At 44.9% G+C, this 26,307-nt stretch carries 26 protein-coding genes and 1 pseudogene; 13 read left to right on the top strand and 14 right to left on the bottom strand.

What is annotated here, in order from left to right; all coding sequences use genetic code 11:
* Positions 1-45: 45 nt before the first annotated feature.
* Entirely contained in the window at positions 46-1,545 is a 1,500-nt protein-coding gene (locus H6F63_RS18420; protein ID WP_190638968.1) for an aminotransferase class I/II-fold pyridoxal phosphate-dependent enzyme, read from the bottom strand.
* A 257-nt stretch (positions 1,546-1,802) separates the two neighbouring features.
* Here H6F63_RS18420 and H6F63_RS18415 point away from each other — a divergent pair, with 257 nt between their 5' ends.
* The 3 genes and pseudogenes from H6F63_RS18415 (at position 1,803) to H6F63_RS18405 (ending at position 3,562) form a co-directional block, all read left to right on the top strand.
* Positions 1,803-2,039, top strand: coding sequence for a hypothetical protein (locus H6F63_RS18415; protein WP_190444166.1), 237 nt, complete (start codon positions 1,803-1,805; stop codon positions 2,037-2,039).
* Positions 2,040-2,088: 49 nt separating this feature from the next.
* Positions 2,089-3,180, top strand: coding sequence for a redox-regulated ATPase YchF (gene ychF, locus H6F63_RS18410; protein ID WP_190638967.1), 1,092 nt, complete (start codon positions 2,089-2,091; stop codon positions 3,178-3,180).
* Positions 3,181-3,213: 33 nt separating this feature from the next.
* A pseudogene (locus H6F63_RS18405) lies at positions 3,214-3,562 on the top strand (phage holin family protein).
* 347 nt (positions 3,563-3,909) lie between these two features.
* On the opposite strand, the gene H6F63_RS18400 reads toward H6F63_RS18405, so the two are convergent.
* Both H6F63_RS18400 and H6F63_RS18395 read right to left on the bottom strand, forming a co-directional pair.
* Positions 3,910-4,332, bottom strand: coding sequence for a DUF488 domain-containing protein (locus tag H6F63_RS18400; protein ID WP_190638966.1), 423 nt, complete (start codon positions 4,330-4,332; stop codon positions 3,910-3,912).
* Between the two features lie 12 nt (positions 4,333-4,344).
* On the bottom strand, positions 4,345-5,124 hold the full coding sequence (locus H6F63_RS18395; protein ID WP_242019898.1) for a hypothetical protein: 780 nt from the start codon (positions 5,122-5,124) through the stop codon (positions 4,345-4,347).
* Positions 5,125-5,652: 528 nt separating this feature from the next.
* On the opposite strand from H6F63_RS18395, the gene H6F63_RS18390 reads away from it, so the two are divergent.
* Complete coding sequence (locus tag H6F63_RS18390) at positions 5,653-6,081, top strand: hypothetical protein (protein WP_190638964.1); 429 nt, start codon at positions 5,653-5,655, stop codon at positions 6,079-6,081.
* Between the two features lie 42 nt (positions 6,082-6,123).
* On the opposite strand, the gene H6F63_RS18385 is transcribed toward H6F63_RS18390, so the two are convergent.
* Both H6F63_RS18385 and H6F63_RS18380 read right to left on the bottom strand, forming a co-directional pair.
* Positions 6,124-6,954, bottom strand: a complete 831-nt coding sequence (locus tag H6F63_RS18385) for an ABC transporter permease (RefSeq protein ID WP_190638963.1) — start codon at positions 6,952-6,954, stop codon at positions 6,124-6,126.
* A gap of 98 nt (positions 6,955-7,052) precedes the next feature.
* Complete coding sequence (locus H6F63_RS18380; RefSeq protein WP_190638997.1) at positions 7,053-7,208, bottom strand: hypothetical protein; 156 nt, start codon at positions 7,206-7,208, stop codon at positions 7,053-7,055.
* A 32-nt stretch (positions 7,209-7,240) separates the two neighbouring features.
* Between H6F63_RS18380 and H6F63_RS18375 the strand changes: the two genes are divergently transcribed.
* Both H6F63_RS18375 and H6F63_RS18370 read left to right on the top strand, forming a co-directional pair.
* Positions 7,241-7,921: a hypothetical protein gene (locus H6F63_RS18375; protein ID WP_190638962.1), complete on the top strand. Its 681-nt coding sequence runs from the start codon at positions 7,241-7,243 to the stop codon at positions 7,919-7,921.
* 89 nt (positions 7,922-8,010) lie between these two features.
* Positions 8,011-8,550: a DUF3172 domain-containing protein gene (locus H6F63_RS18370; RefSeq protein WP_190638961.1), complete on the top strand. Its 540-nt coding sequence runs from the start codon at positions 8,011-8,013 to the stop codon at positions 8,548-8,550.
* Between the two features lie 54 nt (positions 8,551-8,604).
* Here H6F63_RS18370 and H6F63_RS18365 read toward each other — a convergent pair whose 3' ends face one another.
* Positions 8,605-9,747, bottom strand: coding sequence for an AMIN domain-containing protein (locus H6F63_RS18365; RefSeq protein ID WP_190638960.1), 1,143 nt, complete (start codon positions 9,745-9,747; stop codon positions 8,605-8,607).
* A gap of 220 nt (positions 9,748-9,967) precedes the next feature.
* On the opposite strand from H6F63_RS18365, the gene H6F63_RS18360 reads away from it, so the two are divergent.
* Positions 9,968-11,479 (top strand): ATP-binding protein, encoded by a 1,512-nt coding sequence (locus H6F63_RS18360; RefSeq protein ID WP_190638959.1) that lies wholly within the window; start codon positions 9,968-9,970, stop codon positions 11,477-11,479.
* A 2-nt stretch (positions 11,480-11,481) separates the two neighbouring features.
* On the opposite strand, the gene H6F63_RS18355 is transcribed toward H6F63_RS18360, so the two are convergent.
* The 5 genes from H6F63_RS18355 to H6F63_RS18335 all read right to left on the bottom strand — a co-directional run bounded on the left by H6F63_RS18355 (position 11,482) and on the right by H6F63_RS18335 (position 16,326).
* Positions 11,482-11,898, bottom strand: coding sequence for a pentapeptide repeat-containing protein (locus tag H6F63_RS18355; RefSeq protein ID WP_190424908.1), 417 nt, complete (start codon positions 11,896-11,898; stop codon positions 11,482-11,484).
* Between the two features lie 172 nt (positions 11,899-12,070).
* Positions 12,071-12,961 carry a glycine betaine ABC transporter substrate-binding protein gene (locus tag H6F63_RS18350; protein WP_190424844.1) on the bottom strand — a complete coding sequence of 297 codons (891 nt, stop codon included), beginning with the start codon at positions 12,959-12,961 and terminating at the stop codon, positions 12,071-12,073.
* Between the two features lie 102 nt (positions 12,962-13,063).
* Entirely contained in the window at positions 13,064-13,696 is a 633-nt protein-coding gene (locus H6F63_RS18345; protein WP_190638958.1) for an ABC transporter permease, read from the bottom strand.
* 41 nt (positions 13,697-13,737) lie between these two features.
* Complete coding sequence (locus tag H6F63_RS18340) at positions 13,738-14,505, bottom strand: ATP-binding cassette domain-containing protein (RefSeq protein WP_190638957.1); 768 nt, start codon at positions 14,503-14,505, stop codon at positions 13,738-13,740.
* A 375-nt stretch (positions 14,506-14,880) separates the two neighbouring features.
* Positions 14,881-16,326 carry an MFS transporter gene (locus H6F63_RS18335; protein WP_190638956.1) on the bottom strand — a complete coding sequence of 482 codons (1,446 nt, stop codon included), beginning with the start codon at positions 16,324-16,326 and terminating at the stop codon, positions 14,881-14,883.
* Between the two features lie 66 nt (positions 16,327-16,392).
* Between H6F63_RS18335 and H6F63_RS18330 the strand changes: the two genes are divergently transcribed.
* A complete protein-coding gene (locus tag H6F63_RS18330; protein WP_190638955.1) occupies positions 16,393-16,920 on the top strand; it encodes a phosphoribosyltransferase in 528 nt (175 codons plus the stop codon).
* A gap of 457 nt (positions 16,921-17,377) precedes the next feature.
* Positions 17,378-18,007 (top strand): low molecular weight protein arginine phosphatase, encoded by a 630-nt coding sequence (locus H6F63_RS18325; protein ID WP_190638954.1) that lies wholly within the window; start codon positions 17,378-17,380, stop codon positions 18,005-18,007.
* Here the strand turns inward: H6F63_RS18325 and H6F63_RS18320 are convergent.
* Positions 17,908-18,939, bottom strand: coding sequence for an AEC family transporter (locus H6F63_RS18320; RefSeq protein ID WP_190638953.1), 1,032 nt, complete (start codon positions 18,937-18,939; stop codon positions 17,908-17,910). The genes H6F63_RS18325 and H6F63_RS18320 overlap by 100 nt on opposite strands.
* 240 nt (positions 18,940-19,179) lie before the next feature.
* On the opposite strand from H6F63_RS18320, the gene H6F63_RS18315 reads away from it, so the two are divergent.
* Together H6F63_RS18315 and H6F63_RS18310 are read left to right on the top strand one after the other, a co-directional pair.
* Entirely contained in the window at positions 19,180-20,046 is an 867-nt protein-coding gene (locus tag H6F63_RS18315; RefSeq protein ID WP_190638952.1) for a M15 family metallopeptidase, read from the top strand.
* A 3-nt stretch (positions 20,047-20,049) separates the two neighbouring features.
* The gene (locus H6F63_RS18310; protein ID WP_190424862.1) at positions 20,050-20,736 is read left to right on the top strand and encodes an ATP-dependent Zn protease; all 687 of its coding nucleotides are present in this window, start codon (positions 20,050-20,052) and stop codon (positions 20,734-20,736) included.
* A gap of 180 nt (positions 20,737-20,916) precedes the next feature.
* Here H6F63_RS18310 and H6F63_RS18305 read toward each other — a convergent pair whose 3' ends face one another.
* Positions 20,917-21,906 (bottom strand): diguanylate cyclase, encoded by a 990-nt coding sequence (locus tag H6F63_RS18305; protein ID WP_190638951.1) that lies wholly within the window; start codon positions 21,904-21,906, stop codon positions 20,917-20,919.
* A gap of 399 nt (positions 21,907-22,305) precedes the next feature.
* Between H6F63_RS18305 and H6F63_RS18300 the strand changes: the two genes are divergently transcribed.
* Positions 22,306-22,494 (top strand): hypothetical protein, encoded by a 189-nt coding sequence (locus tag H6F63_RS18300; RefSeq protein WP_190638950.1) that lies wholly within the window; start codon positions 22,306-22,308, stop codon positions 22,492-22,494.
* 85 nt (positions 22,495-22,579) lie between these two features.
* Here the strand turns inward: H6F63_RS18300 and H6F63_RS18295 are convergent, their stop codons facing one another.
* Positions 22,580-22,783, bottom strand: coding sequence for a heavy-metal-associated domain-containing protein (locus tag H6F63_RS18295; RefSeq protein ID WP_190445326.1), 204 nt, complete (start codon positions 22,781-22,783; stop codon positions 22,580-22,582).
* 597 nt (positions 22,784-23,380) lie between these two features.
* On the opposite strand from H6F63_RS18295, the gene alaS reads away from it, so the two are divergent.
* Positions 23,381-26,023: an alanine--tRNA ligase gene (gene alaS, locus H6F63_RS18290; protein ID WP_190638949.1), complete on the top strand. Its 2,643-nt coding sequence runs from the start codon at positions 23,381-23,383 to the stop codon at positions 26,021-26,023.
* Positions 26,024-26,307 lie beyond the last annotated feature (284 nt).

The following is a 26,307-nucleotide window of genomic DNA, read 5'->3' as shown; positions in this document are numbered from 1 at the left end:
AGGAACAATTCAGAGACACCTTTCGAGATGTTGCATTCAACGTCTCTACTTTCGCACAACCTTTAGTGTTTTGAGACTGGAATCAGTACAACCTGTAATGCTTCCACCTAAAGTAACAATTTGTTGCAGGTAGTCCAAAGCTGCGGGGGCGATCGCTTCCCCAGGCATTAAAACGGGGATTCCAGGGGGATACGGGCAGATTATTTCTGCACTAATGCGTTCTACAGCCTTTTCTAGGGGAAGGGTTTCTGTTTGGGAGAAGAAGGCTTCGCGGGGGGAGAGGTAAGGATGAATGATAAAGGATGAGGGATGAATTTGCAGGTATTCTGCTTTCCATCGGGTGAATACGTCCAGATAGGGGTTGGCAGTAGTTTGTGGGTGTTTCTCGGCTAAAGTTTCCAGGGCGCACACCAAACCGTCTATATCTGCCTGGGTGTTCCCCAAACTGATAATAAAGGTCAGATGTTGCAGGGATGCCAACTCCGAGGTAACGCCTAGCTTGTGATGGAGAATTTCATCAGCTTCAAACCCAGTCACGCCTAAACCAGAAACGCTGACAGTCAACCGCGTTGTATCTAAGGCAACAAAACCGGGGGTATTTGCGGATTCTAGAACCGATAATCCGGGAATCTGGCTAATTTTGGTTTTTGCCTGATTAGCTAGTTGCCAGGTTCTCGCCATCAGCTGTTTTCCGTGTATTGCCATTTGCTGCCTTGCCGCGTCGAGGGAAGCTAGGAGTAAATAGCTAGGGCTGCTAGACTGCAAAAGCTGTAAGGCCATGCTTACGCGATCGCTATCTACTAAGTTTCCCTGAACGTGCAGCATGGATGCTTGAGTTAGCGCCCCCAGTACCTTGTGAGTCGATTGAACGCTTAAATCTGCCCCAGCTGATAAGGCTGCGGGGGGCAATTCTGGGTGAAAGGCAAAATGAGCGCCGTGGGCTTCGTCTACCAATAGGGGGATACCGTGCTGATGGGACACTTGCGCGATCGCTTTCACATCCCCGCAAGCGCCATAATAAGTCGGATAAACCATCATCACCGCTTTGGCGTCTGGATGCTGCTTCAAGGCGGCTGCAACTGCCGCAGGGGTGATACTGTGAGCGATATCGGAATCTGGGTCGTATTCTGGATTCAGGAAAATTGGGATCGCACCCGAAACGATTAAGCCGTGGATAGCCGATTGATGGATATTCCGAGGCAGGATAATCTTGTCCCCAGGGTTACAGGTGGCTAAAATTGCCGCCATCACCCCACAAGTGGAACCATTCACCAAAAACCAGGTACGTTCTGCGCCAAATGCCGCCGCCGCCAGTTCTTGGGCTTTTTGGATAACGCCTTCTGGAGCAAACAAATTATCTAATTCTGGCAATTCTGCCAAATCTGCGGGAAACACGGCTGAACCTAATAAATCTGCCAAGGGCTGGGAAATGCCTTGTCCCCGCTTGTGTCCCGGCGTATAAAAGGGAGCATGATGCTTAGTAGCGCACTCCTGAATGGCATCCACTAATGGCGTGGTGATTTGAGACCCTGGTACAAAATCCATGCGCTAACTTTCTTGTTAATCGATGTGATTTCTGCCGCAGTTGGTTGGCTGCGGCTTTAAGATATATCCTTTCTGGCTAACAATTTAACCAGCGTCAAGTCCTAATGTTGATGCGTCGATACCTGCTAAAGTATTGAATTTGGATGCTGTTTGATTAATATTTAATCAGGAGGGTCAGGCGATGTAGTTACTCAGGGGGATGTGATGTTATTAGTTTTTACCTATTTTAAGAGGGTTCAGTAATTGGAGGCGATCGCATGATTAATCCTATCCCTAACCCCATTCCCCAACCAGGTAATCCCATCCCCTCGCCAATCCCCGATCCCATTCCTAGCCCGTCCCCAGTACCAGAACCCATCCCGGGCCCAGCCCCAGAACCAGTGCCAGCACCCATCCCCCAACCTGTTCCGGGGCCAGTACCAGAACCAGTGCCAGCGCCGATTCCTCAGACTGTTCCAGGGACAATTCCTCAAACGATTCCTGAACCTGTCTGAAAAAATTTCACCCAGTCTCTACCCTGCTAATCGTCAAATTAAATTCAAAATGCTAAGAGCCGGAATTGTCGGACTTCCCAACGTCGGAAAATCAACCTTATTCAACGCCCTGGTTGCCAACGCCAAGGCAGAAGCTGCCAATTTCCCTTTTTGCACTATCGAACCCAATGTCGGTGTCGTTTCTGTGCCAGATGAAAGGTTAAACGCCCTGGCTAATATTTCCAGCTCGGTGCAAATTGTACCGACGCGAGTTGAATTTGTCGATATTGCTGGTTTAGTGAAAGGCGCTAGTCAGGGGGAAGGACTGGGTAATCAATTTTTATCCCACATTCGAGAAGTTGATGCCATAGTTCATGTGGTGCGCTGTTTCGAGAATGATGACATTATCCACGTTGCCGGCTCTGTTGACCCAGCGCGAGATATTGACATCATCAATTTGGAGTTAGCTTTAGCAGATTTATCCCAAGTTGAGCGACGAATTGAGCGCACCCGCAAAGCTGCCCGTACCAGCAAAGAAGGACAAATTGAACTTGCTGCTTTAGAAAAATTGGGCGCTTTATTAAATGAGGGCAAACCAGCGCGGCGGGCTGACTTAAATGAAGAAGAAGCTGAAGCGCTCAAAGGATTAGGATTGCTCACAGGCAAACCAATTATTTATGCTGCAAATGTGTCTGAGGATGACTTAGCCACTGGTAATGAATATGTGGAGCAAGTGCGGCAAATTGCGGCCCAAGAAAATGCCCAAGTCGTAATTGTTTCTGCCCAAGTGGAAGCGGAATTAGTCGAATTACCAGAAGAAGATAAAGCTGAATTTCTGGGATCTCTTGGCGTTGAAGAAGGCGGATTGAAATCTCTAATTCGCGCCACTTACGAACTTTTAGGCTTGCGTACCTACTTTACCACTGGCCCCAAAGAAAGCCGCGCCTGGACAATTACAGCGGGAATGACAGCACCTCAAGCAGCAGGAGTGATTCACTCTGATTTTGAGCGCGGTTTTATCCGGGCGGAGACTGTCGCCTACCAAGATTTAGTTGCCACTGGTTCGATGAATGCTGCGAAAGAAAAAGGCTTAGTTCGCAGTGAAGGTAAAGAATATATTGTCAAAGAAGGCGATGTGATGCTGTTCCGCTTTAATGTCTAGGTTATTTACCCCCCGGAGAAACAAAAGACGGATATTGTTTCGCTTCTGGTTGCTTGGCTAGTCACTGCTGTTAGCTTGTTTATCAATTTCCAAATTACCAATCGGCGTTGAAATTGACACTTTTCCCAAAGCCCTCATTTCAGCAACAGTTTTTAGACTCCTGAGTGCTTTAGTGCGTCCAGTTATTGGTTTATTGACTTTGCCAATTACCATCCTAACTTTAGGTCTTTTCCTCTTTGTACTCAACGCGATTATCTTTGGTTTAGCTGCTTATTTAGTACACGGATTTCGCTTACGCTGGGGAATTTGGAGTGCGTTGATAGGCTCAATTGCACTCAGCATTATCAACTCTATTATCTACAAGTTGTTGGGCGCGTTTTAGTTAACAGGATAATTTAATAGAGTTTTTAAAAACCCGATTTCTACAAGAAACCGGGTTTTTCAGTATTTGTGCGAGACTGGGTTAGAGGTAAATGCGATTGCCTAATATAGCAGTCATATTTGATTTGTAAAAAACTGACTGTAGAGGACGTATAAAATATAGAGAAAGAGAAAAGGTAATTTTAAAACGCATTTTAAATTGTCCTATAACGTCGTGGCATTTGTACCAATAAAAATTAGCAATTTAAAATGCTTTGTTTGCCTTTACTGCAAATAATTAGACTTAAAATAATTAAATTATACTTTAGTAATTTAATTTCTATTAACCAGAAGTAAAATGTTTGTCATTTATTCCAGGTGCTGCACTGGTAAATTAGCTAAATTTTTCAGTTGGTTTGCCACCTCTACTCGATGGCATAAATATGGTTTTTTTTCGGCACAAAGCAATAAAATACTTCCAGTTTCAGCGAATGGCGAAACTTCTTGTAATGCTTTATTTGCTTCTTCCTCATCAGGAGGAATCCAGCAATGATTGCCGGAAGTATTACCTAGAGATACTTTAGAAACGTATTTAATACCCTTAGAAATACACAGCTTTTCAACCTGTTCTCCGTACCATTGGCGACTCCAAGCACGAGGACGTAATCTAACATCAACCACACATACAACATCGAACATTAGGAGATATTCTATAAATTCTCCATAGTCCTTTCGATTGCCATAGCCAAAGGTAAGAATATATCTGTTTTTTGTTTTAGTTAAATTATCCATTTTATCGTTATTTTAAAAGAGAGCCATTTGCTCAAACTCAACAAGCGGTGGGTAAAACAAACCAATAATCATAAACGTGTTTTTATGATTTTTTAGATTGCCTACTATAAAGTATAAGTCTTTTTTGTTCAAGAAGTCATCTTCTAGCTTCTGACGAACCTTTTCCATAGCTTCTGCCTCTTGCTCCTGCTGATTATATTTTCTGGAATTATCTCGACAATTTCTGTATAGTTGACTTATTTCCCAATCACTGATTGAGTATCGGTGACTAACACCATCTCGATCTGTAAATTTATATAAAAATTGGTAAGGAATTTTTTCTAGAGGGAGAGAAGGCTCAAAAAGATCAAGTTGGTCTTGAACAGCCTGTTGTTTTAAGCTCCACTCTCGCTCAGTTTCTTTGTAAAAGTATTTATCTATACTTTGAGGTTTAATAATTCCCAGAGATTTTCCTTGAGTTTGAATGTCTTGAATAGACCTAAACTCTAGTGGTAAGATAAACGACTTTCGCTTTGCCCAGTTATCGGAAGTATCAATATTTCTAATAATATTTACAGATTCATCATTGCTCCGGAAGCTTTCGGATCTATAGTCTTTTTCGTTTTTTTCTATCTCGGCGCTAATAATTGACCATCTAGGATAGCGTTGCTCAAATTCCAAAGCTCGGAAACGTATAGGGTAAATGCGAACCCATTGAATAGGCTGTTCAGAATCATTTAATAACACTCCTGCCGTACACACTGTCTCCTTATACTTTCTGCTAATTGAGGGATAGGTTTTAGTTGCAATCAAAATTTTCCTTCTTTCCATTGATAGCTAACTCCAATTAAGACTAATACTACTGATGAGCGAATTGATAACCACCGACGAAGGAAAGCCCGATCGCTCTCCCCAAACCCTGATTCTATAAATTAGAATAGGAGCGGATTTCTCATTAAATTGTCGCTCGGTAGTGTCCTCAAGTTCGACGGCAGCCTCGTACTCAATCGCACCAGACCATTTTATGAGAAAACCAAGATTGCTTCACCCTACTGCTTAATCTTGCTGATGAGGGAATTGAATAAGCACCGACGAAGGAAAGCGCGATCGCTTCTTTTGGACAACTGATTTTTGTTTTAGTTATACTAATATGTCACTTTGTGCAAGCGTTTAATTGCTTGAAATAGCTAAACAACTACAACAAATAAAACTAAAAAAATACAACTAATACAAATAGGCTTTAGTGAAAAATCAGTATATTTACTGAAGCTTTGAAGCATGGAAGTAAGGGAGAATTTGCACACATAGCTCTTTGCTAGAGCAATTGAAGGGTGCGACTCAATGTTTATTAAACAATTCTCAGTAAATACCGCAGCCGCCGCGTTAATTACTCTTGGAACCGTGGCAGCAGCAACGGTAATATCTTTTTGTTCTATTACCGATGTGGGAACGCTTGGCAGAACGCAAAGCTACGCCAAGCAGATCAACAACTCCGATCGGATGATAGATGGGTCGCACGCGGTGTGGGAAAATAGCGCGATCGCTACCCTTGCTGAATTGGCTACAAACTCCAGCAGTGCTGATGACATTAACAATTCAAAGCAAGCGATCGCTCAAGGGGAAAATTGGTATGCGCTACAAGCCTTCCTTCCCCGCACTGCTAAAATACAACATCCAGATAGCTCTAATAACGCCCTTCAAAGCGATCCGCAACTGATTATGTCACAAGAGCCTCAGACTGTAAGAGCGCTAAATCGTAGAGATGAATAAGCTACAGTAAAGCGCCCTTGAGGCGATCGCTTCACCCTACGATTAATCTTGTTGGTGAGCAAATTGATAAGCACCGACAAAGGAAAGCGCGATCGCAGCCACCAGCAAAACTGGTATCGTGTACCAAGGAAACTGGGACACTGGGAAATAGGCAGCAGCGCGTAAGCCAATGCTGGTATAAGTTAAGGGTAGGAAATAGACAATTACCTTCAGGGCTGCGGGGAGAGTGGCAGGCTCGAAAAAAGTCGCTCCCAAAAACGACATGGGGATGATTAAAAAGTTATTGTACAGACCGACAGCTTCAAGTGATCGCACGCTCAACCCGACAATCACACCCAACCCGGCAAATACAGCGCAATTTAGCACCACCAACAGCAGAAACAACGGGTTCAAAAAACTCCAAATTTTTCCGGTAAATAGCAGCGCCACCACAATTACAGCACCCGCCGTCAACAACCCCCGCACCACTCCCGCCAGCATTTTTCCCAAGTGCAAAGCTAGGGGATGTACGGGAACCAGCAGCATTTCCTCAAACGTCTTTGTGTAGAGGCGTTCTCCACAAATGGAAAACGTTGTACCAGTGAAGCTAATCACCATCGATGATAGCGCCACCATCCCCGGCAGCATAAATTCTAAGTAGTTATTGTAGTTGCTGCTAATTCCTGCACCAGGCTTGATGGAGTTACCCAGCCCTAAGCCAAAAGCCAGAATGTATATTAAAGGCGATACGAGTCCAGATGCCGCCACAGGCAGAATCCTAACCCGTAAATCTAACCAATCTCCCCAAAATACGGTGAGAGTGTCGGCGATTAGGGTCTGAAACTGGGAGCTTTTCAAGGTTTTGCCCAAATTATGGGACGCTTGTGATTTCACAGATGCCAGCCAATTGAGAGAGTTTCTTAATTTCTACTTTACATTTCTCAAGCGCTCAACTGACTAGGGGCTGGGGACTGGAGAGTAGGGAGTAGGGACTAGGTAAGACTTTTTCCTCTTCCCCAATTCCCAATCCCCAATTCCCAATCCCCAATCCCCAGCCCCCACTCGTCAACCAAGGGCAAAATCGGTAAAAATAAAACAACGCCTACTCTCAGGGAAAGTAACCACTGGAGCGATCGCACTGATGACAAGACTTCTGATAATCTTTTTCATATTCTTAATTTTGGCACTTGCTTACATTATTAGTGAGCAACGTAGAACCAAAATTAAACAAATTAAAAGTAGCCTTGTAGTTTTGGTGAAAGGTGCTGAACAAAAATATCCCAATTTACCTCTAAAAAATTATGGAATTCCTTTAATGGTTCGGCGAGAGAATCGAGTGCAAGTAGTATTTCCCAGACTGACGCAAAATGGTGATGTTGAGTACATTTATTCCTGGCACGAGCTGAAGGATGTGCAGGCAATTGCTCCCATATCCAAAACCAACGATCCAAAGCTAACTACTATAAAAGAATTGGCTCCTATTATTAAAGAACATTGGCAAATAGAGCCGGAGATGTTAGCGCTTGAGGAGCAATATAGTAAGATTAATAATTTAGCAAATTTAGTATCAACTTCCGATGTATATTCAGTCCAAATCGATACTTATGACAGAGCATTAAAAGAGGTAGAAAAATTGCTTTCAAAAGCCGAACAGTTACAAAAAATATATGTTCGCTTAATTAGAGAAGCTTTAATCGGAGTTCAAGTTGCTGAATATAATCCGGATAGTCTTCAAGTCTCGCAAATGGCTTTTGATTCGCAGTACCAACGGCATAAACAAGAGTATCAAACTATGAAAGATGTCGCCCATGCTTATTCCCAACTTTTGAGGGAAAGCAGAAACCAGGAAGATGAGGAGTAATACCTTATCCTTGCATCCCTAGTCATACTAGGAAAAGAAGAACAGTGCGATCGCTCCCTACTAAGTTTGGTAAAATTACCTAACCGACGATGAAACGTAAATCTAAATACCCTACCTCTGACCCCTATACTGCCCCTAAAGCTTCTAAGTCATCCCCTTTCAATTACACTTCCATCGCCATCATTGCTGGCGTGTTTATTTTGGGAATTGGGGTGGGGATTGGCTTTAGCTCCACAGCGACGTTTACTCCAGAAAACGTCGCATCTCGCGATTTTATTGACCGCGCTGCACCAAATCCTGAGCTTTGCGCCCAGTATGGAGCTAGTGCTATGGTCATGGATAGCCGCGTCTATGTAACGTTGAATCCCTTCAATGTCTATGTTTCTCAGCCGAATATGCGTCCCGGTTGTGTCTTGCGTAGCAATAACTGGTCTATTCTGGAGCAAAGAAATTTAGTGACATCGGAACAGGTGCGGGATTGCAAGAACCGGATGAACACCTTTGGCTACACAGGCGCTCTGGAGGGTACGCCGGATATCCGCTGCATCTATCAGAACGATGGCGATAAAAACTTCTTCCTGAATCAGCCGGGAGCAGGCCCAGCAGCACCGGAAACAAACAAATTCTAGAAGGTTAATGGCTAATGGCTAATTTTTAATTGCCATTAGCAAAAAAATACAACTTTATCGCAAATCCTTAGTTAACTTAACTTGTAGGATTTGATTTGGTACGATACTGTTTTCGGGAACCTGTCGAGCGCGTCGCAAAAGTGGCGATCGCGCTGTTAGGCGAATGTTACGTCCGCCGAGAGAAATGGCTTGGGCAATGAAGCGACTGCCACTCCGGTCGCTCTCAAAGCGCCCAATTACCTGCGTGCCTGTTGGGAGAATTATATTCCCAGCTTTGTCGAGTATTTCTTCCTGTAGCAGCAACACCTCCTGCCTTGAGGAACCAGCCTGCAATTTTAATATCTTATCTCCCGGATATCTTAAAATCAGCTCGCTTCCAGAAGGCAACATCACATTTGGGTTGACATACGCCAATCGCCTCTCTACAGGTGCCGCTGCATCAATTTCTAGCGATGGTAGGTTTGAGGACTCTTGTGTTCTACTTTCGCGCACAGGTGAGGCGATTTTCGGTGTTGGCAAGGGTTGACCAAATTCAACCACTCTGGTGACAGAAGTTTGAGACTCCCTCGGTGGTGTTGGTGCTGTTTCCCGTTGCAGGGGAGGAACGCTGACTGAGACGTTACTATTAGGCGAAAATCTCGCTGGGGGAAGCGTTCCGGTTGGCAAGTTAGATCCGCTGCTTGTCGGGTTCAGAGGCGGTACGCTCACCACACCAGCGCGATCGCTTCCGAAAAAGTTAGCAGGGGGAAGCGTGCTGCCTTCAGGCGGTGCGGTTTGAACTCCAGAAATTAGGGGACGCAACACCCAGCGAACCCCTTCTAGGGGTCGCCCTTGTAGGGCATCGCCTCCCACCTGTTGCAGTTGCACCTGTTGCGGTGTCAACACCACCTCTGGCGACAGATCCATCACAATTCGGGTGACACCAGCCTGAAAGCGGGAAACCCGAATTTGCCGCACCAGTCCTGTATAAGATTGTTGAGTTTCCACGCTTCCCAACTCGGTATCGGGTAAATCTAGAACAATCCGAGGCGGTTGAGTTAGTAGGAAATACCGCGGTGTCGTTCCCTCATCCACAGTCACTTCCAACTGATTTAAGGATGGGTCAAATCGCCAATTTGTCAAGCGGGCAGCTAGAGCCGCGATATCGAAACCGAGAGCCAGAATTGCGATCGCGCCAGCAAGACTAAAGGTTTTCAAAACTATTTTTGCTCCCCACATCACTATTGACTGAAAAACGCTGCTCCCAGTTACAGCAATTGTCTCGGTAATTTCAGCGATTTATGTCACCAAACAAGCTGATGTATATCACAAAATGATGACATTAAAAATCACATGATTCAAGAGAGAGGCATCACTCCGTATTTTCCCGTAGAGACAGATACTGGGGTGTGGGGCCACTCATCTCTAAAGACCTGCTATGTTCCTATGCCGTGACAATTCGTCAGCCGATGTTCCCACTTGGGTAGAGCGTTGGAGAAAAATCCAGAAAAGTCTCCTCAAGCGAACTATGCAATTACAGCAGGCTAATCGAGAATTGGCAAACCAAATTGCTGAACGCCGTCTAGTAGAAGAGGCGCTGCGGCAAGCAGAGGAAAAGTATCGCAGCATTTTTGAGAACGCCGTCGAGGGGATATTCCAGACAACACCAGACGGGCGTTACATTAGTGCTAACCCAGCGCTGGCTAAGATTTACGGTTACGCTTCACCAGAGGAACTGATAGAAAGTCTTACCGACATCAAGCACAAGCTGTATGTAGATCCAACTCGTCGTGACAAATTTCTGAGTTTACTGCAAGAACGCGAGTATGTGCGTGAGTTTGAATCTCAGATTTATCGCCAAGATGGCAGCATTATTTGGATTTCCGAGAATGCGAGGGCAGTAAGCGACAAGGATGGTAAGTTACTTTTCTGTGAAGGCTTCGTCACCGACATCACAGGGCGAAAATTAGCCCAGGCGAACTTAAAGGCATCAGAAGCAAAATTCCGAGAACAAGCCACTCAACTCCAGCTTACCCTATGCGAACTTCAGGAAACTCAGAGCCTTCTGATTCAGAACGAAAAACTTTCAAATTTAGGGCAGCTAGTTGCTGGTGTTGCCCACGAAATCAACAACCCAGTCAACTTCGTTTGCAACAATCTCAGCTATGCAAATCAATATGCCCAGGATCTGCTAAACCTGCTACAGCTCTACGGGAAACATTATCCTCAACCAGTGCCAGAAATTAAAGAAGAAGTCGAGGCTATCGATCTAAATTTCCTAATTTCAGATTTTCCCAAAACTCTGTCTTCGATGCAAATGGGTAGCGATCGCATCCAGCAAATTGTCCACTCGCTGCGAAACTTCTCCCGGATTGACGAACCCCAGATGCGGAGAGTCGATATTCACGAAGGCATTGACAGTACGCTGCTGATTCTCCACAGTCGATTAAAAGCCAGAGGCGGATATTCAGGGATTAACGTTGTTAAAGAATACGGCGAGTTGCCAGTAGTAGAGTGTTACGCCGGACTCCTTAACCAAGTGTTTATGAATCTCATCTCGAATGCGATTGACGCTTTGGAAGCACTAACAGGGAATTGCGAGGATTCCCATTCCCAATTCCCCTGTTCAGCCCCTAATCCCCAATCTTCATCCCAGTCACCAGTCCCCAGTCCCCAGTCCTCAATCCCTACAATTCGGATTTCTACCGAAGTGCTAAACGACAATCAAGTGGCGATTCGGATTATCGACAATGGCCCTGGAATGACTGAAGAAGTACGCTGCCGGATTTTTGAAGCCTTTTATACCACGAAACCCACAGGCAAAGGCACAGGTTTGGGGTTGTCAATCAGTTATCAAATCATTGTTGAAAAACACAATGGCAAAATCGAGTGCATTTCTGCACCAGCGCAGGGAACCGAGTTTATCATCAAAATTCCGATTCGTCAGTAAATTTACGGGGATACGTTCTTGGGCAGATTGGCATCGTTTAATTTAGCGCCCGTTAAGAAAGCACCCCAAAGATTTGCCCCTTCCAGATTTGCCCCAGTTAAATCTGCCTCCGTCAAATCTGCCATTTTCAAGTTTGCCCCTGTCAAGTTTGCACCTCTGAGATTTGCCTGAAACAAATTTGCTCCGCTCAAATTTGCTCCGCCCAGATTCGCCCCACTCAAATTCGCCCCACTCAGGGATGCTTCCATGAAAGCAGTTTCGCTGAGATTCGCTCCACTGAGATCCACCTCACTCAGAGAACCTTCATGAAAGTTGGCTCCGCTTAAATTCGTGCCTTTTAGGGAAGTTCCAATTAAGTCTCCCCCTTTAAAATTGCGTTCCCCGGCGGCATATCGCTCCAGCAGTTCATCCTTCTCAATTATCATCAGCTTCTGTCTCTTGAACTCTTTTAAATAGTTTGACGCAACTGCTGAAATTTTTTGATGTAATTGGTGTTTTAGTAGTCAATACTGTTGTGTTCGTATCGTTACCCTTGCAAAAACCCTGTTTATAGTAACAAACGGATTTCTATATTTTCAGCTTTTGTCCCATCTATTTGTTACTGTTCTTTGACAAACCCTGCGATCGCAAAAATTCCCGCACAACTTGTTTCACATCCCGCCGTTCCCCATCCACAAGGTAATTCAGCCTTCGCATCTCTTTCTCAGAAATTAGGCCGCCTAGCTGTTGCAGAGCTTGACGTAACTCCGGGTGTTGTGCTAAGGCTTCCTGCCGTACCACGGGCGCAGCTTCGTAAGGCGGAAAATAGTTTTTGTCATCCTCCAGCACCACCAGATTCAAGCTGTCGATGAGTCCATCAGTGGAATTACCAGCAACTAAATCCACCTGCTTTTGTTTTATTGACTGGTACATTAGCCCCAAATCCATCACCAGAGGCGGTTGTGCTAACTTTATCCCATAAGTTTTGGCTAAACCCGGAAACCCATCTGGGCGTTCGCTAAACTCAAAGCCAAAAGCAGCCCGCCACTTGGGTGTAAACTTAGCAGCTTGGGAGAGAGTTTGAATATTTAACGCCTTGGCATCTTCGCTGCGGACAATCATAGCGAAAGTGTTGTTAAAACCCAGAGGTGGAGTCCATTCCAGCTGGTACTGCTGGTTATATGCTTGTTGCACTCGATTGTAGACAGCCTTGGGATCGCTCTTTGGTTTTTCTTTCAGCACCGAAGTCAGGGCAGTGCCAGTATATTCGACATAAGCATCAATTTGTCCAGAAATTAGAGCTTGATGACAAACAAAGGTACCGCCCAAATAGAGACGGCGATCAACTTGCAAATCTGTTTTGGCTTCAATTGCTTGCGCCAAAAGTTCACCCAGGATAATTTGCTCAGTGAAATTCTTTGAGGCGACGACGATGCGCCGATTCGAGTTATGGCTGCAACCTGCGATCGCTAACAGACAAATTATAGACAAAAATCGCTTCATAATCCTTATTTCAACGCCAATGAACGTAAACTAATGCAGAAATAAGAATTAAAAATTCGCATTTAACAAGTACCTTTCTTTCGAGCTTTGCGCCCTTAAAAATTATTTTTTTATAGTTAAAATATTCTCAACCAATCCTAATATAAAATCTGCCAGCAACGCCATCAAAGCCGCCGGAATCGCACCTGCTAAAATTAAATTGTTATCTAAGATTGCCACGCCTCGGAAAATAAATTGTCCTAATCCACCAGCACCAATTACGGCAGCAATTGTCGCCACACCAATACAAATTACTGTTGCCACCCGTACACCTGCTAAAATAAAGCCTAAAGCCAGCGGCAACTCAACTTGAAATAATAGCTGCCAATCTGTCATTCCCATGCCTCTACCAGCTTCGCGGATAGCTGGATCTACTTTAATAATACCTGTGTAAGTGTTGCGAATAATCGGTAGTAGGGAATACAGTACAAGGGCAACAATCGCTGGACGCGCACCAATTCCTCCTAGCAATGGCAGTGGGATCAGAAAGCCAAACAGTGCCAGACTGGGAATTGTTTGCATGACGTTGGCAAAGCCTAAAATTAGTTGGTGGAATTTAGTGCGAGTACACAATATCCCCAGCGGAATTCCCAACAAAATAGCAATCCCAATAGAAACTCCTACCAAGAACAAATGTTCCCGCGTGTACTGAAAGAGTTCAGCGCCATACAAGTTGAAAAAATTATTCAAATTCATTATTTTAAGTGTGGTAATAGATAATGGGTATTATTCACCAATTAGCCATTAGCCAAAATTGGGTTTCCAGCTTGCAAACATTGAGTGTAGGCGCGAACTTCGTCTGCTTCTGATTGCAAAAATTCACTTGGGGTACCCAGCACTACTAAGCGTCCTTCGTGCATTAAACCAATTCTGGAAGCTAAAATAAATGCTTCTTGAATGTCATGGGTGACAAAGACAATTGTTTTACTCAGTTGCTGTTGCAATTGACCTACTTCGCGCTGAATTTCCAACCTGGTGACGGGATCTAGTGCGCCGAAGGGTTCGTCCATTAGCAAAATTGGCGGATCTGCTGCTAAGGCGCGTGCTACGCCTACGCGCTGTCTTTGTCCTCCTGAGAGTTCGTGGGGATATCTGGGTGCAAATTTCTGGGGATCTAAGCCAACTAGGTGCAATAGTTCCGAGGCTCTTTGGCGGATGCGATCGCTTTTCCATCCCTCCAGCGCAGGCACTAATCCTACATTCCGTTCTACGGTGAAATGGGGAAACAAGCCAGTTTCTTGAATTACGTAGCCAATTTGCCGCCGCAACTTAATCGGGTTCCATTCTCTGGTCGAAATCCCTTCAACCCTCACTTCCCCGCTTGTTGGCATCAGCAAGGCATTAATTAGCTTCATTGTCGTGGTCTTGCCGCAGCCACTCCTTCCCAGTAACACCAGAGTCTCACCTTGCTGGATGCTGAAACTGAGATTTGATATCAGGGGTCGTCCGTTTACCGAGTAGGTAACGTTGTCAAATTCAACTACGTTGTGATTATTTTGGGGCATTTTGTAGGGATTAGCTATCTTTCGATTAGTTTTTAGCTTAATCGATGATGCTGATACTCAGTGCAAGGATTAAAAAGTTTCAAAAAAGTTTTTAATTTGTATCGCAGCTAACTTTTTGAGCTGTCTAGATTAAATAATAGAAATATTATTTAATAAAATATTGCGAGATACTTCTTCCTTATCGAGATTATTGTATCAGAGAAAATAAAGTAAAGTCTAGTAGTTGAAATAAAAAATTTTCCCTTTCCTAGCCTCCCGCATTCCCAGCCGGAAACTAAGGCGACCGCCTCATATTGTCTGTAAGTTTTTTGGGTGTAAGGGGGCTAGAATGAGTTCCTAGCCAACGGCTGGAAACGAGGTATTAGCAATTATCTACTAACTTTTTTTGCGTTCTTTCAGCTTCAGCAAGATTTCTGCGTGAACTTCGCGGGTAATCGGATAAAAATACGCCAAAACTAAGCCACAAATCAAAAAAATCATGGGTAGAGGGCCAACAGCAAAGCGGATAGCTTGTAGCGCCGAATCTGGTTGTACTGGAAGCATACTTTGTCCCGGAACAGCTTCTTTAAAGCCAGATGTTTCTAAAGCCATTCCCACCAAAAACAAGCCGAAGGCTAAACCGAATTTTTGCAGCAAAACCATGAAACCATAAAAAATCCCTTCGCGGCGCTGTCCGGTTTGTAGTTCATCGAGTTCTATCACATCTGGCATCATCGACCAAGGGATGAGATAAGCTGTGGAAATACCGAAACCTGCCATTACCGCTAAAAGGTACATCAAACCTATTTGATTGGGCTGTAAGGAAAAAAGTCCCACTTGTGCTATTATCCATACGCTCATTCCCATAAAATAAACAGCTTTTTTACCAAATCGCTTACTCAAAGCACTCCAGACAAATAGCATTAAAAGGGCGGTACCTTGAACCCCAATAAGCACACTTGGGACATCTGATTCTTTGAGGCGCATCCAGTTGACGACAAAGTAGGGAATAACGCTGGCTGTCAACTGTACAGCTAACCAGGAACAAAGATAGATACCGATAACAAAGAGAAAAGCGCGGTTGCTGAAAACGATTTTTAGCTGTTCGCCAATTGGGAGAGATGCTGGTTGTTCAGTTTCAATGCGTCTTCGTTCAAAAAACATGACGCGATCGCGTATTCCGAAAACGCACCAATATAATGATAAAACCGAAACCACTGTACAAACTGCCGCTAAAACGAGATACTGTTGCTGGCGGTCAGCAATGTTCTCAAAAATAATTTTCGCTAAAATCAACGATAAAATACTACCGCCAATGGAAAAAGTAAAGCGAAAGCTATTAAGACTGGTGCGTTCGTTGTAATCTTGAGTTAGTTCTGGAGTAAGTGCGGTATAAGGTAAATTCACAACGGTGTAAAAGACCTGAGACAATACCCCAATCGCCACGTAATACCAAAACAACCCCCACATTTGAACCGTTGGTTCGCCGCTAAATCGCGGTACAAGCCACTGTAAAAAAAAGAATATTCCAAAAGGAATAGCTCCATAAAATATCCAGGGAAGACGACGACCCCAACGACGAGATTTCGTTTTGTCCGTCAACACCCCCACAAAAGGATCGTTAACCGCATCCCAGATTTTCCCAATCAGCAGAATGCTACCCGCCAACCCCGCCGGGATACCAGCGACATTAGTAAAGAAAATTAGCAGAAAAAATACGGCAATATTGGCAGTAATCGCTGGGCCTAAATCCCCTGCACCATAAGCCAGTTTTGTTTTGAAGTCCAGCTTGTCATTTTCAGGAGTTGGTTGGGGATAGTGTTCGGGGGAAGAATTGTTCATAACGGCTTGCGCTCATAATAAAATAAATGGCTCGCCACTTAGTATTAGATCGAAATCGCACACCTCATGGCAGACCTTTACGTTTCTTGGTCAGATTACCACCAAAAGATTGAACAGTTGGCGGTGAAGATTTATCAATCCCACTGGGAGTTTAACCAGATAGTCTGCCTTGCAAGGGGCGGTCTGCGGGTGGGTGATATTTTATCGCGGATTTACTGCAAACCGTTGGCGATTTTAGCTACCACTTCTTACGGTGGCCCAGGCGATCGCGTCCGGGGTTCTCTTACTTTTTCCCACACCCTGACGATGACAACCGCCAAGTTAGGCAACAAAGTCCTCTTAGTCGATGACTTAGTAGATTCTGGTGTCACTCTCCGGGAAACTATCCCCTGGCTGAAGCAGCACTTTGCCGCTGATGTTGAGGAAATTCGCACCGCCGTCATCTGGTGGAAAGCTTGCTCGGTCATGGAGCCTGACTACTACGCCGACTATCTCCCAGACGACCCCTGGATTCACCAGCCTTTTGAAAAATACGAGCAAATTAGTCCAGCTGAGTTGGCGGCGAATTATCAGCAATTAGCAGTTAGCGAGTAGCTATTAGCTTTTAAAAGACTACTGCACAACTAATTGTATTTGTCAACAGCCCTCTCTGAGAGGGTTCTAATTCGGCACGGAAAAATTTATTGGAAAATTTTCGGTTTGAGCAGGCAATTTCTACGATATTTCAAGGGCTTTAGGTTACTATAGTTATAATTGAATTCCTGTCGGTAATAGTGTTAATCATAGAATAGGGATTATAAAATAATTTGATTAGCTTAGCAAACTGAAATAAATTAAGCAAGCCCTGAAACATCGTGAATGCGTTAATTTATTAAAAATGATTCTCAATATAATTGTTGAGGTTTCCTGACAGATATAAAAATATCAAAACAGAGTCCAAGAAAAATATTTCTTATACTAATAATTTATAGTTGATTTATTTAACAAGTCAGGGGATGGGAGCATCAGTCGTAGCATAGTGGCATAAACCATTGTTCCACTCACTTCTAAGATGCGAGTTCTATTTGTTTGTACTGGAAACACTTGTCGTAGCCCGATGGCAGAAGAGCTATTTCGGAAAAAGGTTGGGGAACTGAGGCAAAGGTGTGAAATTGAGGTGCGATCGGCGGGACTTCATAAATTTAAGAGTTTTCCAGTGTCGCCCCATGCTGTAACCGTGTTGTCATACGGTATTGAGTGCGATCGCGAACCAGTGGGGATAAATGCAGAACTAATCGAGTGGGCAGATTTGGTGCTGACAATGACCAGGTTTCATAAAAATGTAGCGATCGCTATATTTCCCGAAATTATCGCCAAAACTTTCACCCTCAAAGAATTTGTGCGATCGCAAAATTCCTTAGATATTAGCGATCCCGTTGGCAAATCCTTATCCACCTATCGGCAATGTGCTGCTGAAATCGACTTTGCACTCAATCTTTTATTGGAGTTACTCCAAGTTGAGCCTTTTTCTCTCCCTACCCCTAACCCCTTACCCCGCACACTACCCCTGTTAAGGTGGCTGATTAAACTAATGACAACTAACTACCGACCAAACAACAACAACCAAACTGGCAGAGTAAAAAGCAAACCTGTAGATCCCACAGCCAAAGCTGTCACCGTCAAATTGCGGTCAAGATCGTAAGCTTCCGCCAGAATCAGAGTAGCAAAAGCTGGAGGCATAGCCATTTGTAAAACAATGACCAACAGAGGCGAACCACTTACACCCAACAGCAATAATCCAATACCCAACAGCATTGGCACCAGGAGCATTTTAATCCCCAAACTGACCCCAGCCTGCGCTAGACTATCCCAGTCAGAAAGCTGACTCAGGCGCATTCCAATTAATACCAGAGACAAAGCCACTGCACCCCAACCGCACAACCGCAAACTCTCCTCGATAGGGTTAGATAACGGCAAGTTGCGGAAAATCAACCCCAAGGCAAAACTCCACAATGCCGGATTAATCACCACAGCCTGAAGAATTTTCCAGTGACTTTGCGCCCCCATCCCAAAACGTGCAGCCAAGACAACACCCAAGCCGTAAGCCCCTAACGTAGTACCAAGCAAATCGTAGAATAATGCCCAGCCAAAGTATTGCGAACCCACCAAAGCCAGCGTCACCGGATAACCCAGATACCCAGTATTACCGACCATTGAGGCTAACAGGAAACTTCCCTGAGTTGGTTTACTCCAAAGAAGGGATTGGGTATTAGGGATTGGGGATTGGGGATTAAGTGAACCGGAAGAAATATGTGCATTATTCTGTCCCCCAGTCAACCGTCCCCAGTCCCCAATCCCTTCTTTCCTCCCTTGCAAGGCAATCCAGATCCAAGCTAAGCCAGCCCCGAAGAAAATAGCCACCCAAGCGGCGACCGATGCAATCCAAATTGGCCCGGATAAATCGGCGTGGCGCAGAAAGGCAAAAATGCTGATCGGTACGCCAATCCAAAAGAGAAATTTGCCTAAATATGCCGGAACCACTTTGGGAAGTTGACGACCTAAAATCCATCCCAGCAGGACACTGCCACCCAGCCGAAGATAAAGTTCTAAAAGCTGAGTTACTAGAGGGGGCATGATTTCCTGAGTTGTAAACAATAGTAGTAGACTGGCACCTGTATGCTACTTTGCCAGTCTCTATTTATGTTAAGCATCACGCTTCAAGATGAAGAAGGGAATACACAACAGATGTTGATAGACCGACGTGCGTTTAAAATTCCTGTAGAGACGGGATTTTGGTTGATATAACTAAAGTTCAGTCTCACTGCTGTTGTGATTCTAAAAATTAACCACTAAAAATTAATAGGAGTGGCTGTTTTGGATAACGCGGGTATACCTGGAAAACCCCCAGAAACCTCAGTACCGCCGATAGACGATATTCCAGAGGCGTTGCGGGATACACCTAAAATTAAACGTCGGCGACGATTTAAGCCGATACTACTACTTGGCGGTTTGCTAGGATTAGGAGCGATCGCTTTGCTTGTGGGTATTTTCTTACCTCGTCCCACACCCCAGTCGAGTGCGTCAACTTCCCAACCGAATCCCACTCAAACCAGTCCAACGCCCACAGCAACACCCCAAGCAACCATCTTTGGGCACTTTTCTTACTCGGAAGCACCCGCCTCAGAACTGCAACCAATTTCATTTAATGGTCGCCTGAAAATGCGTAAAGCTGCTGCTAAACAATTTCAAGCAATGGTAGCAGCAGCACGAGCGTCGGGTGTTAATATAGTTCCAATTTCCGGTTTCCGCTCTATTGATGAGCAGAAGCACTTATTTTTTGATACCAAAGCGCAACGGGGACAGTCAGCTAGCGAACGAGCTAAAGTCAGTGCGCCTCCAGGCTACAGCGAACATCATACTGGCTACGCGGTAGACATTGGGGACGGAAACGTTCCGGCAACAAATCTCAGCCCCAGATTTGAAAATACAGCTGCCTTCAAGTGGCTTGTGAAAAATGCCCCTTACTATAGCTTTGAAATATCGTTTCCCAAAAATAATCCCCAAGGTGTTAGTTATGAGCCTTGGCACTGGCGCTTTGTTGGTGATAGCCACAGCTTAGAAACATTCTACAAAGCCAAAAATTCCGAAAACACTCAGCAATCAGAATTAACTAATCCTTCCCCAGTCCCGACTCTCCAGTTTTCAGTTCCCAGTTCCTCCTACCCAGTCCCCAGCCCCTAAAAAATGCAGCAAACCGCCCTAAATTTAATTGCCATTGGTGTCTTTGCAATTACGCTTTCTAGTCTGCTGGGGCCAATGTTTAACATATCACCAGCAATCCCCGCGATCGCTACTTTTGGCATCATGGGGCTTTTCACCCTCGACACCCTCACCTTTCAAGGTAAAGCTGGTACAATCTTTTTGGATTTGTTAGCCGGGAAAAATCCCCAACATCGCGATCGCATCCTGCGCCACGAAGCCGGACACTTCCTCGTCGCTTACTTACTCGAAATTCCGATCACAGGTTACACCCTCAGCGCCTGGGAAACCTTCCGACAAGGAATTTCCGGACTTGGAGGAGTGACATTTGATACCCAGAAATTGCAGCAAGACTTCCCCTCACCTTGGGAAATGCAAGTTATCCTAGATCGCTTCTGCACCGTCTGGATGGCTGGTATCGCCGCCGAAACTATAGTTTATGGCAGTGCAGAGGGAGGCGCGGAAGATCGCCAGAAAATCAGATATACTTTGACACAGTTGGGAATTCCCGTCAGCAACCAAGAGCAAAAAGAGCGTGCCAGTGCTTTACAAGCACGTACCTTGCTTGAGGAAAACTCTCACGCTTATCAAGCGTTGGTAACTGCAATGGAACAACGCGCCTCCGTGGAAGATTGCTATCAGGTGATTGGGCAACATCTTGTTAGTAGTTAGTTGTCTGTTGTTAATAATTAATCACTAAATTTTTTTTTCTAACTTGCTAGACTTTACTATATTTTTCTGGTAGTATGAAGTTGATAAGGAAGAAATATCTACTAATATTTTCTACTTAACAAGTTTTCAAAATTAAATCATACCCGGCTCAGCACCAGCTAGTAGTGAGTAAAATTTATTTTACTCACTCACAACTCGGTTGCGACCATCAGATTTAGCTTGCAACAGATTTTCGTCGGCGCGTTGTAGCAAACTCACACCTTTAGGATCGTCCGCATCATTGAGAGTGCTTGATCCCAAGCTGATAGTAATATTCAGCGCCGTTGTGGGATTAATACTGAAAGGTTGGTCGCCGATCAGACGACGCAGGCGGTGAGCTACCATAGGAGCTTCTTGGACATCTGTGTTGCTGAGAATAACGACAAATTCCTCACCCCCGTAGCGAAAGAGAGTGTCTTGAAAGCGCAAATTGTACCGCAGACGGGCGGAGAGAAGTTGGAGAACGCGATCGCCCACCAAATGTCCGTAGTTATCATTAATAGACTTAAAAAAGTCCACATCTAAAATAACTAAGCTTAGCGGAAGTAAGCGAATACGAGCATTTTGAACTTGTCGGGGCAACTCCCATTCTAAAGCCCGACGATTATTTAATTCCGTCAAAGGGTCAGCCAGCGCCATTGTTGACAACAAATCGTTAGTTCGCATCAACTGGCGATAGTTTTGCACCTTCCGTAATCCCGCCTGAATTTGCGCCACCAGCAAGCGATTTTGCAACTGCATCTCTTTTAGTGCAAGGGCTGCACTTTTTCTTCTGACAGGAGCAATTTGCAAATAAGCATCTGCCCCCTTTTCCAAAGCTTCGCAAGAAAGCGCCATTTCCCCTTGTCGATCCCAGAGCGTCCGTTCGCGGGTAATCTGGGGACGATCTTCTACAAGGATGCAGTAAATTCCAGAAACCTGAGTTTGTTGTTTGATCTGACAACATAATTCCAGACTGCCTTCAAAGCGTGCCTGCACAATTACAACATGAGGCAGCCGGTTCTCAAGCATCGGCATCACCTCATCCATCTGAGAGAGTGCCTCCACCTGGAGAGCGGTTAAATCGCTAATCCGCTTGAGAAACGTGGCAATAAAGGCATCGCCTCCAACGACCAGAACAAAAGCATCCATTAGCGTACGTATACTTGGAGAATCAGGGCGCTGTTCCTGCTGACAAATTGTGGGAACTTTAACCACTAGAGATAATTAGAGCAACGACAGAAACGAACAGGCAAAAGACCCTGATACTAAATAAGCGTGCATATTGTGGGACAAGTACAGCCAATTATTTTTGAGGTTATACACTTTAACCGGGTAGCACGACCAGACTGTAACCTTATCCTTAGCACTTCTTTTACATTTTGTTACATTTGGATACTACAAGTCTTCAAGATGACGATTCCACTGCTGACGGGTAAGTTTCTAAAATCTTCACAAAAAACCGCCACAGCCCCAGGTTCTTGAAGCGCTTGTAACCAGAGCCTTTATATTTATGCTGGCAGATGATAGCTGTTTATTGCCAGTGTTCAGGTGAATGCTGGTAAGGGAAACGCGATCGCGCCTCTATATCTGTACTTCACCCCGCCTCTGCCATCCGCTAGTGATAAAGTTTTTCGTGCTATGAGGCAAACAGCTAGATCCACCAGAAGAAATCATCTGATAATTCCAGAGGAAGTTAGGCGTAATTGCTTACTCCAGTTCTACCCAGATGAGGTGTAGTTTGTATTAATTTTTAATGAACATAAAAGCCAGCTAGGGCATCACCCAACTGGCTGATAATTAATGCAAGCGTTGCTTCGTAAGGTTATTGATAACCTTCAACAGTATGACCTGTCGCCACGATCGCTTGTTTAATTGTCTCTTCAGAAGCTTCAGCTTCCACTGTCACCGTCTTGGCTTGTACATCCACTTCTACCTTGGCATCAGGTTCCATAGTCTGGATAGTTTCGGTAATCGTTTCTGCACAGCCATTACAGACGATAGTGGGAACTTTTACTTTAAGTGCCATCGATTAATCCCAAATAATTGCGGTTATTTTCAAACCTTTAGCCTACCGCCGGATGAATAGAAAGAAATCTATCTTAAGCGATGAACCTATTAAAAACCCCTATAAAAAATTTTTGGGCTTAGTCAAGTGCGACTAAGCCCGTTAAAACGAAAGAGTTAGTTTTTTCAAAAATTAAACATCAACTACTAGGGTGGACAATTAGGCAGCTTCACCTCTCACTTTTCCCGCATGGTCGTCTCTTCTTAGACCCTGGTTTGGCGTTGCCTTCTAAAGGCGTTTGCCACTGCCATCTATGCTTGGTGGGTTACTGCTGCACTTGGGTCACAGACCGGGGACACCGCGCCTATGTCTCCCATTCGTTTCATCTTCCTCCTCTTTATCTCTCACTTCCTGGTGTCCACTATTAAATTAACATCCCCTTCACTGGAGGATCTGCTGAATTTACCAAACTTGACGTATTTTTACGAATTGCAGTTAACCATTAAACAATTGCAACTTTTACTAGGATTGCTACTCTAAAGCTGGAGGTGATGCAACAAGGCATAAACAAATGTAAAAATAGATAACACGTTGACCGACAATCCCTTGTAAACTCCCATGTCTTCTTTTCCCCAGTTCCTTAGCGGTAGTGAAATTCGGCAAAAATTCCTCGACTTCTACGCTTCTCGTGGACATCAAATTTTGCCGAGTGCTTCTCTGGTACCAGAAGATCCCACCGTACTGCTGACGATCGCTGGGATGCTGCCATTTAAGCCAATATTTTTGGGACAGCGATCGCCCGAATTTCCCCGCGCCACCACCTCGCAAAAGTGCATCCGCACCAACGATATCGAAAACGTAGGACGCACCGCCCGACATCACACATTTTTTGAGATGCTGGGAAATTTCAGCTTTGGGGATTATTTCAAAGAACAAGCGATCGCCTGGGGTTGGGAACTGTCAACACAAGTCTTTGGCTTACCCCCAGAACGCCTTGTAGTGAGTGTCTTCCGGGAAGATGACGAAGCATTTGCCATCTGGAGGGATAAAATTGGCGTTTCGCCACAGCGCATCCAGCGTCTGGGAGAAGATGATAACTTCTGGGCATCTGGCCCCACGGGCCCTTGCGGCCCCTGTTCAGAAATATACTATGACTTCCACCCGGAACGCGGCGACGAACACATCAATCTAGAGGATGATACTCGGTTCATCGAGTTTTATAACTTGGTGTTCATGCAGTACAACCGGGATGCAGAAGGTAACTTAACACCACTTGCTAATAAGAATATCGACACTGGGATGGGACTGGAACGGATGGCGCAAATCCTCCAGAAAGTTCCGAATAACTACGAAACCGACCTGATTTTCCCGATTATCAAAACAGCGGCCCAAATTGCCGGAATTGATTACGCCAGCAGCGACGAGAAAACCAAAGTTTCTCTGAAAGTAATTGGCGATCACGTCCGGGCAGTTGTCCACATGATAGCTGATGAAATCCGCGCCTCGAATATTGGACGGGGTTATATTTTACGGCGATTAATTCGGCGCGTAGTACGTCACGGGCGGCTGATTGGCATTGAAGGTGAGTTTACAACGAAAGTGGCAGAGACTGCGATCGCGCTTTCCGAATCTGCATACCCCAACGTCCGTATCCGAGAAGCACAAATTAAAGCTGAATTGCAACGAGAAGAAACCCGCTTTCTCAAAACTCTGGAAAGAGGCGAAAAACTGCTGGAGGAAATTATCCAGCAAGTTAAGAAAGAAGGAAAAACCGAAATTGGGGGTGAAAGTGCTTTTACCCTCTACGACACCTACGGCTTCCCCTTAGAACTAACTCAAGAAGTTGCTGAGGAAGAAGGACTTACCGTAGACGTGGAAGGTTTCAATGTAGCGATGGAACAACAGCAAACGCGATCGCAATCAGCCCACGAAACTATCGATTTAACCGTACAAGGTTCTCTCGATAAATTAGCTGAGGATATCCACTCTACTGAATTTCTCGGTTATACCCAACCCGTCAGCCAATCCCAGGTAGAAGCAATACTTGTAGATGGTTTCTCTGTGGAAGCGGCGGAAGCGGGAACAAGCGTACAAATAATCCTCGATCAAACCCCATTTTATGCAGAATCAGGGGGACAAATAGGCGATCGCGGTTACATTTCCGGCGATTCAGTTTTGGTACGAGTTGAAGATGTCAAAAAAGAATCCGATTTCTTTGTCCACTTCGGCCGCATCGAACGGGGTACGCTGCGGTTAGAAGATACCGTTACCGCCCAAATTGACTTAGCTTGTCGTCGTCGCGTTCAAGCGCACCACACAGCAACTCACCTATTACAATCAGCTTTGAAAAAGTTTGTCGATGACGAAATTTCCCAGGCTGGTTCTTTGGTGGCTTTCGACAGGCTGCGCTTTGACTTTAACTGTCCTCGTCCCGTGACACCAGAAGAGTTGCAACAAATCGAGGAACAGATTAATACTTGGATTGCAGAAGCACACCACGCTCATACTGAAGTATTGCCCATAGCTGAGGCAAAAGCAAAAGGCGCGATCGCGATGTTTGGGGAAAAATATGGCGATGAGGTGCGGGTACTAGATATTTCGGGCGTTTCTATGGAATTGTGCGGCGGTACTCATGTGAGTAATACCGCTGAAATTGGGCTATTTAAAATAGTCTCCGAGGCGGGAGTAGCATCAGGTATCCGACGCATTGAAGCTGTCGCGGGGCCAGCAGTTCTAGAATACTTGAATGTCCGGGATAAAGTGGTTAAAGAATTAAGCGATCGCTTTAAAGTCAAACCCGAAGAAATCCCCGACAGAATTACCAACCTCCAGAACGAATTAAAATCATCCCAAAAGCAATTAGAAGCATTAAAAGCAGAACTCGCCTTTGCCAAATCTGACCAATTACTTAGCACTGCCCAAACAGTCGGCGATTTCAAAATTCTAGTTGCCGAATTGGGAGAAGTTGACGCAGAATCCCTGAAAACTGCGGCTGAAAGATTGCTGCAAAAATTGGGTAATGGTGCCGTATTCTTAGCATCAATTCCCGAACCAGACAAAGTAAGTTTTGTGGCACATTTTAGCCCAGATGTCAATAAAAAAGGATTGCAAGCTGGGAAATTTATCGGCGCGATCGCGAAAATTTGCGGCGGCGGTGGCGGCGGACGACCCAACTTGGCGCAAGCTGGCGGACGCGATCCAAGTAAACTGAAAGAAGCCTTAGAAACAGCACGCGCCCAGCTTCTTGAAGGTTTGCAATAAGTCCCGTAAGGTGGGCTTTTGCCCACCATACAAAATCTTCTCTTCTAGTTTTTACCTTAGCGTTATGCAGCGTCTAAGCGGTTTATTTTGTTATCTAAAAGCTATGACTACAATACAAACACCCGCATTTTAACAAGCAGATACCCGACTTCTTTAAGAAGTCGGGTATCTCGGCTTATAGTAAGTTGGATTTAGGGTAAGCGAAACTCAACCCATGTAATAGTCGGGTTTCCTGCGTCAACCCAACCTATATATTGTCCTTATTTAGCTACCAGAAGGTCAAA

This window comes from Trichocoleus sp. FACHB-40, assembly GCF_014695915.1.
Taxonomy (GTDB): domain Bacteria; phylum Cyanobacteriota; class Cyanobacteriia; order Cyanobacteriales; family FACHB-T130; genus Funiculus; species Funiculus sociatus.
The sequence above is the reverse complement of the archived record's forward strand: the minus strand, read 5'-3'. Positions and strand labels throughout refer to the sequence as shown.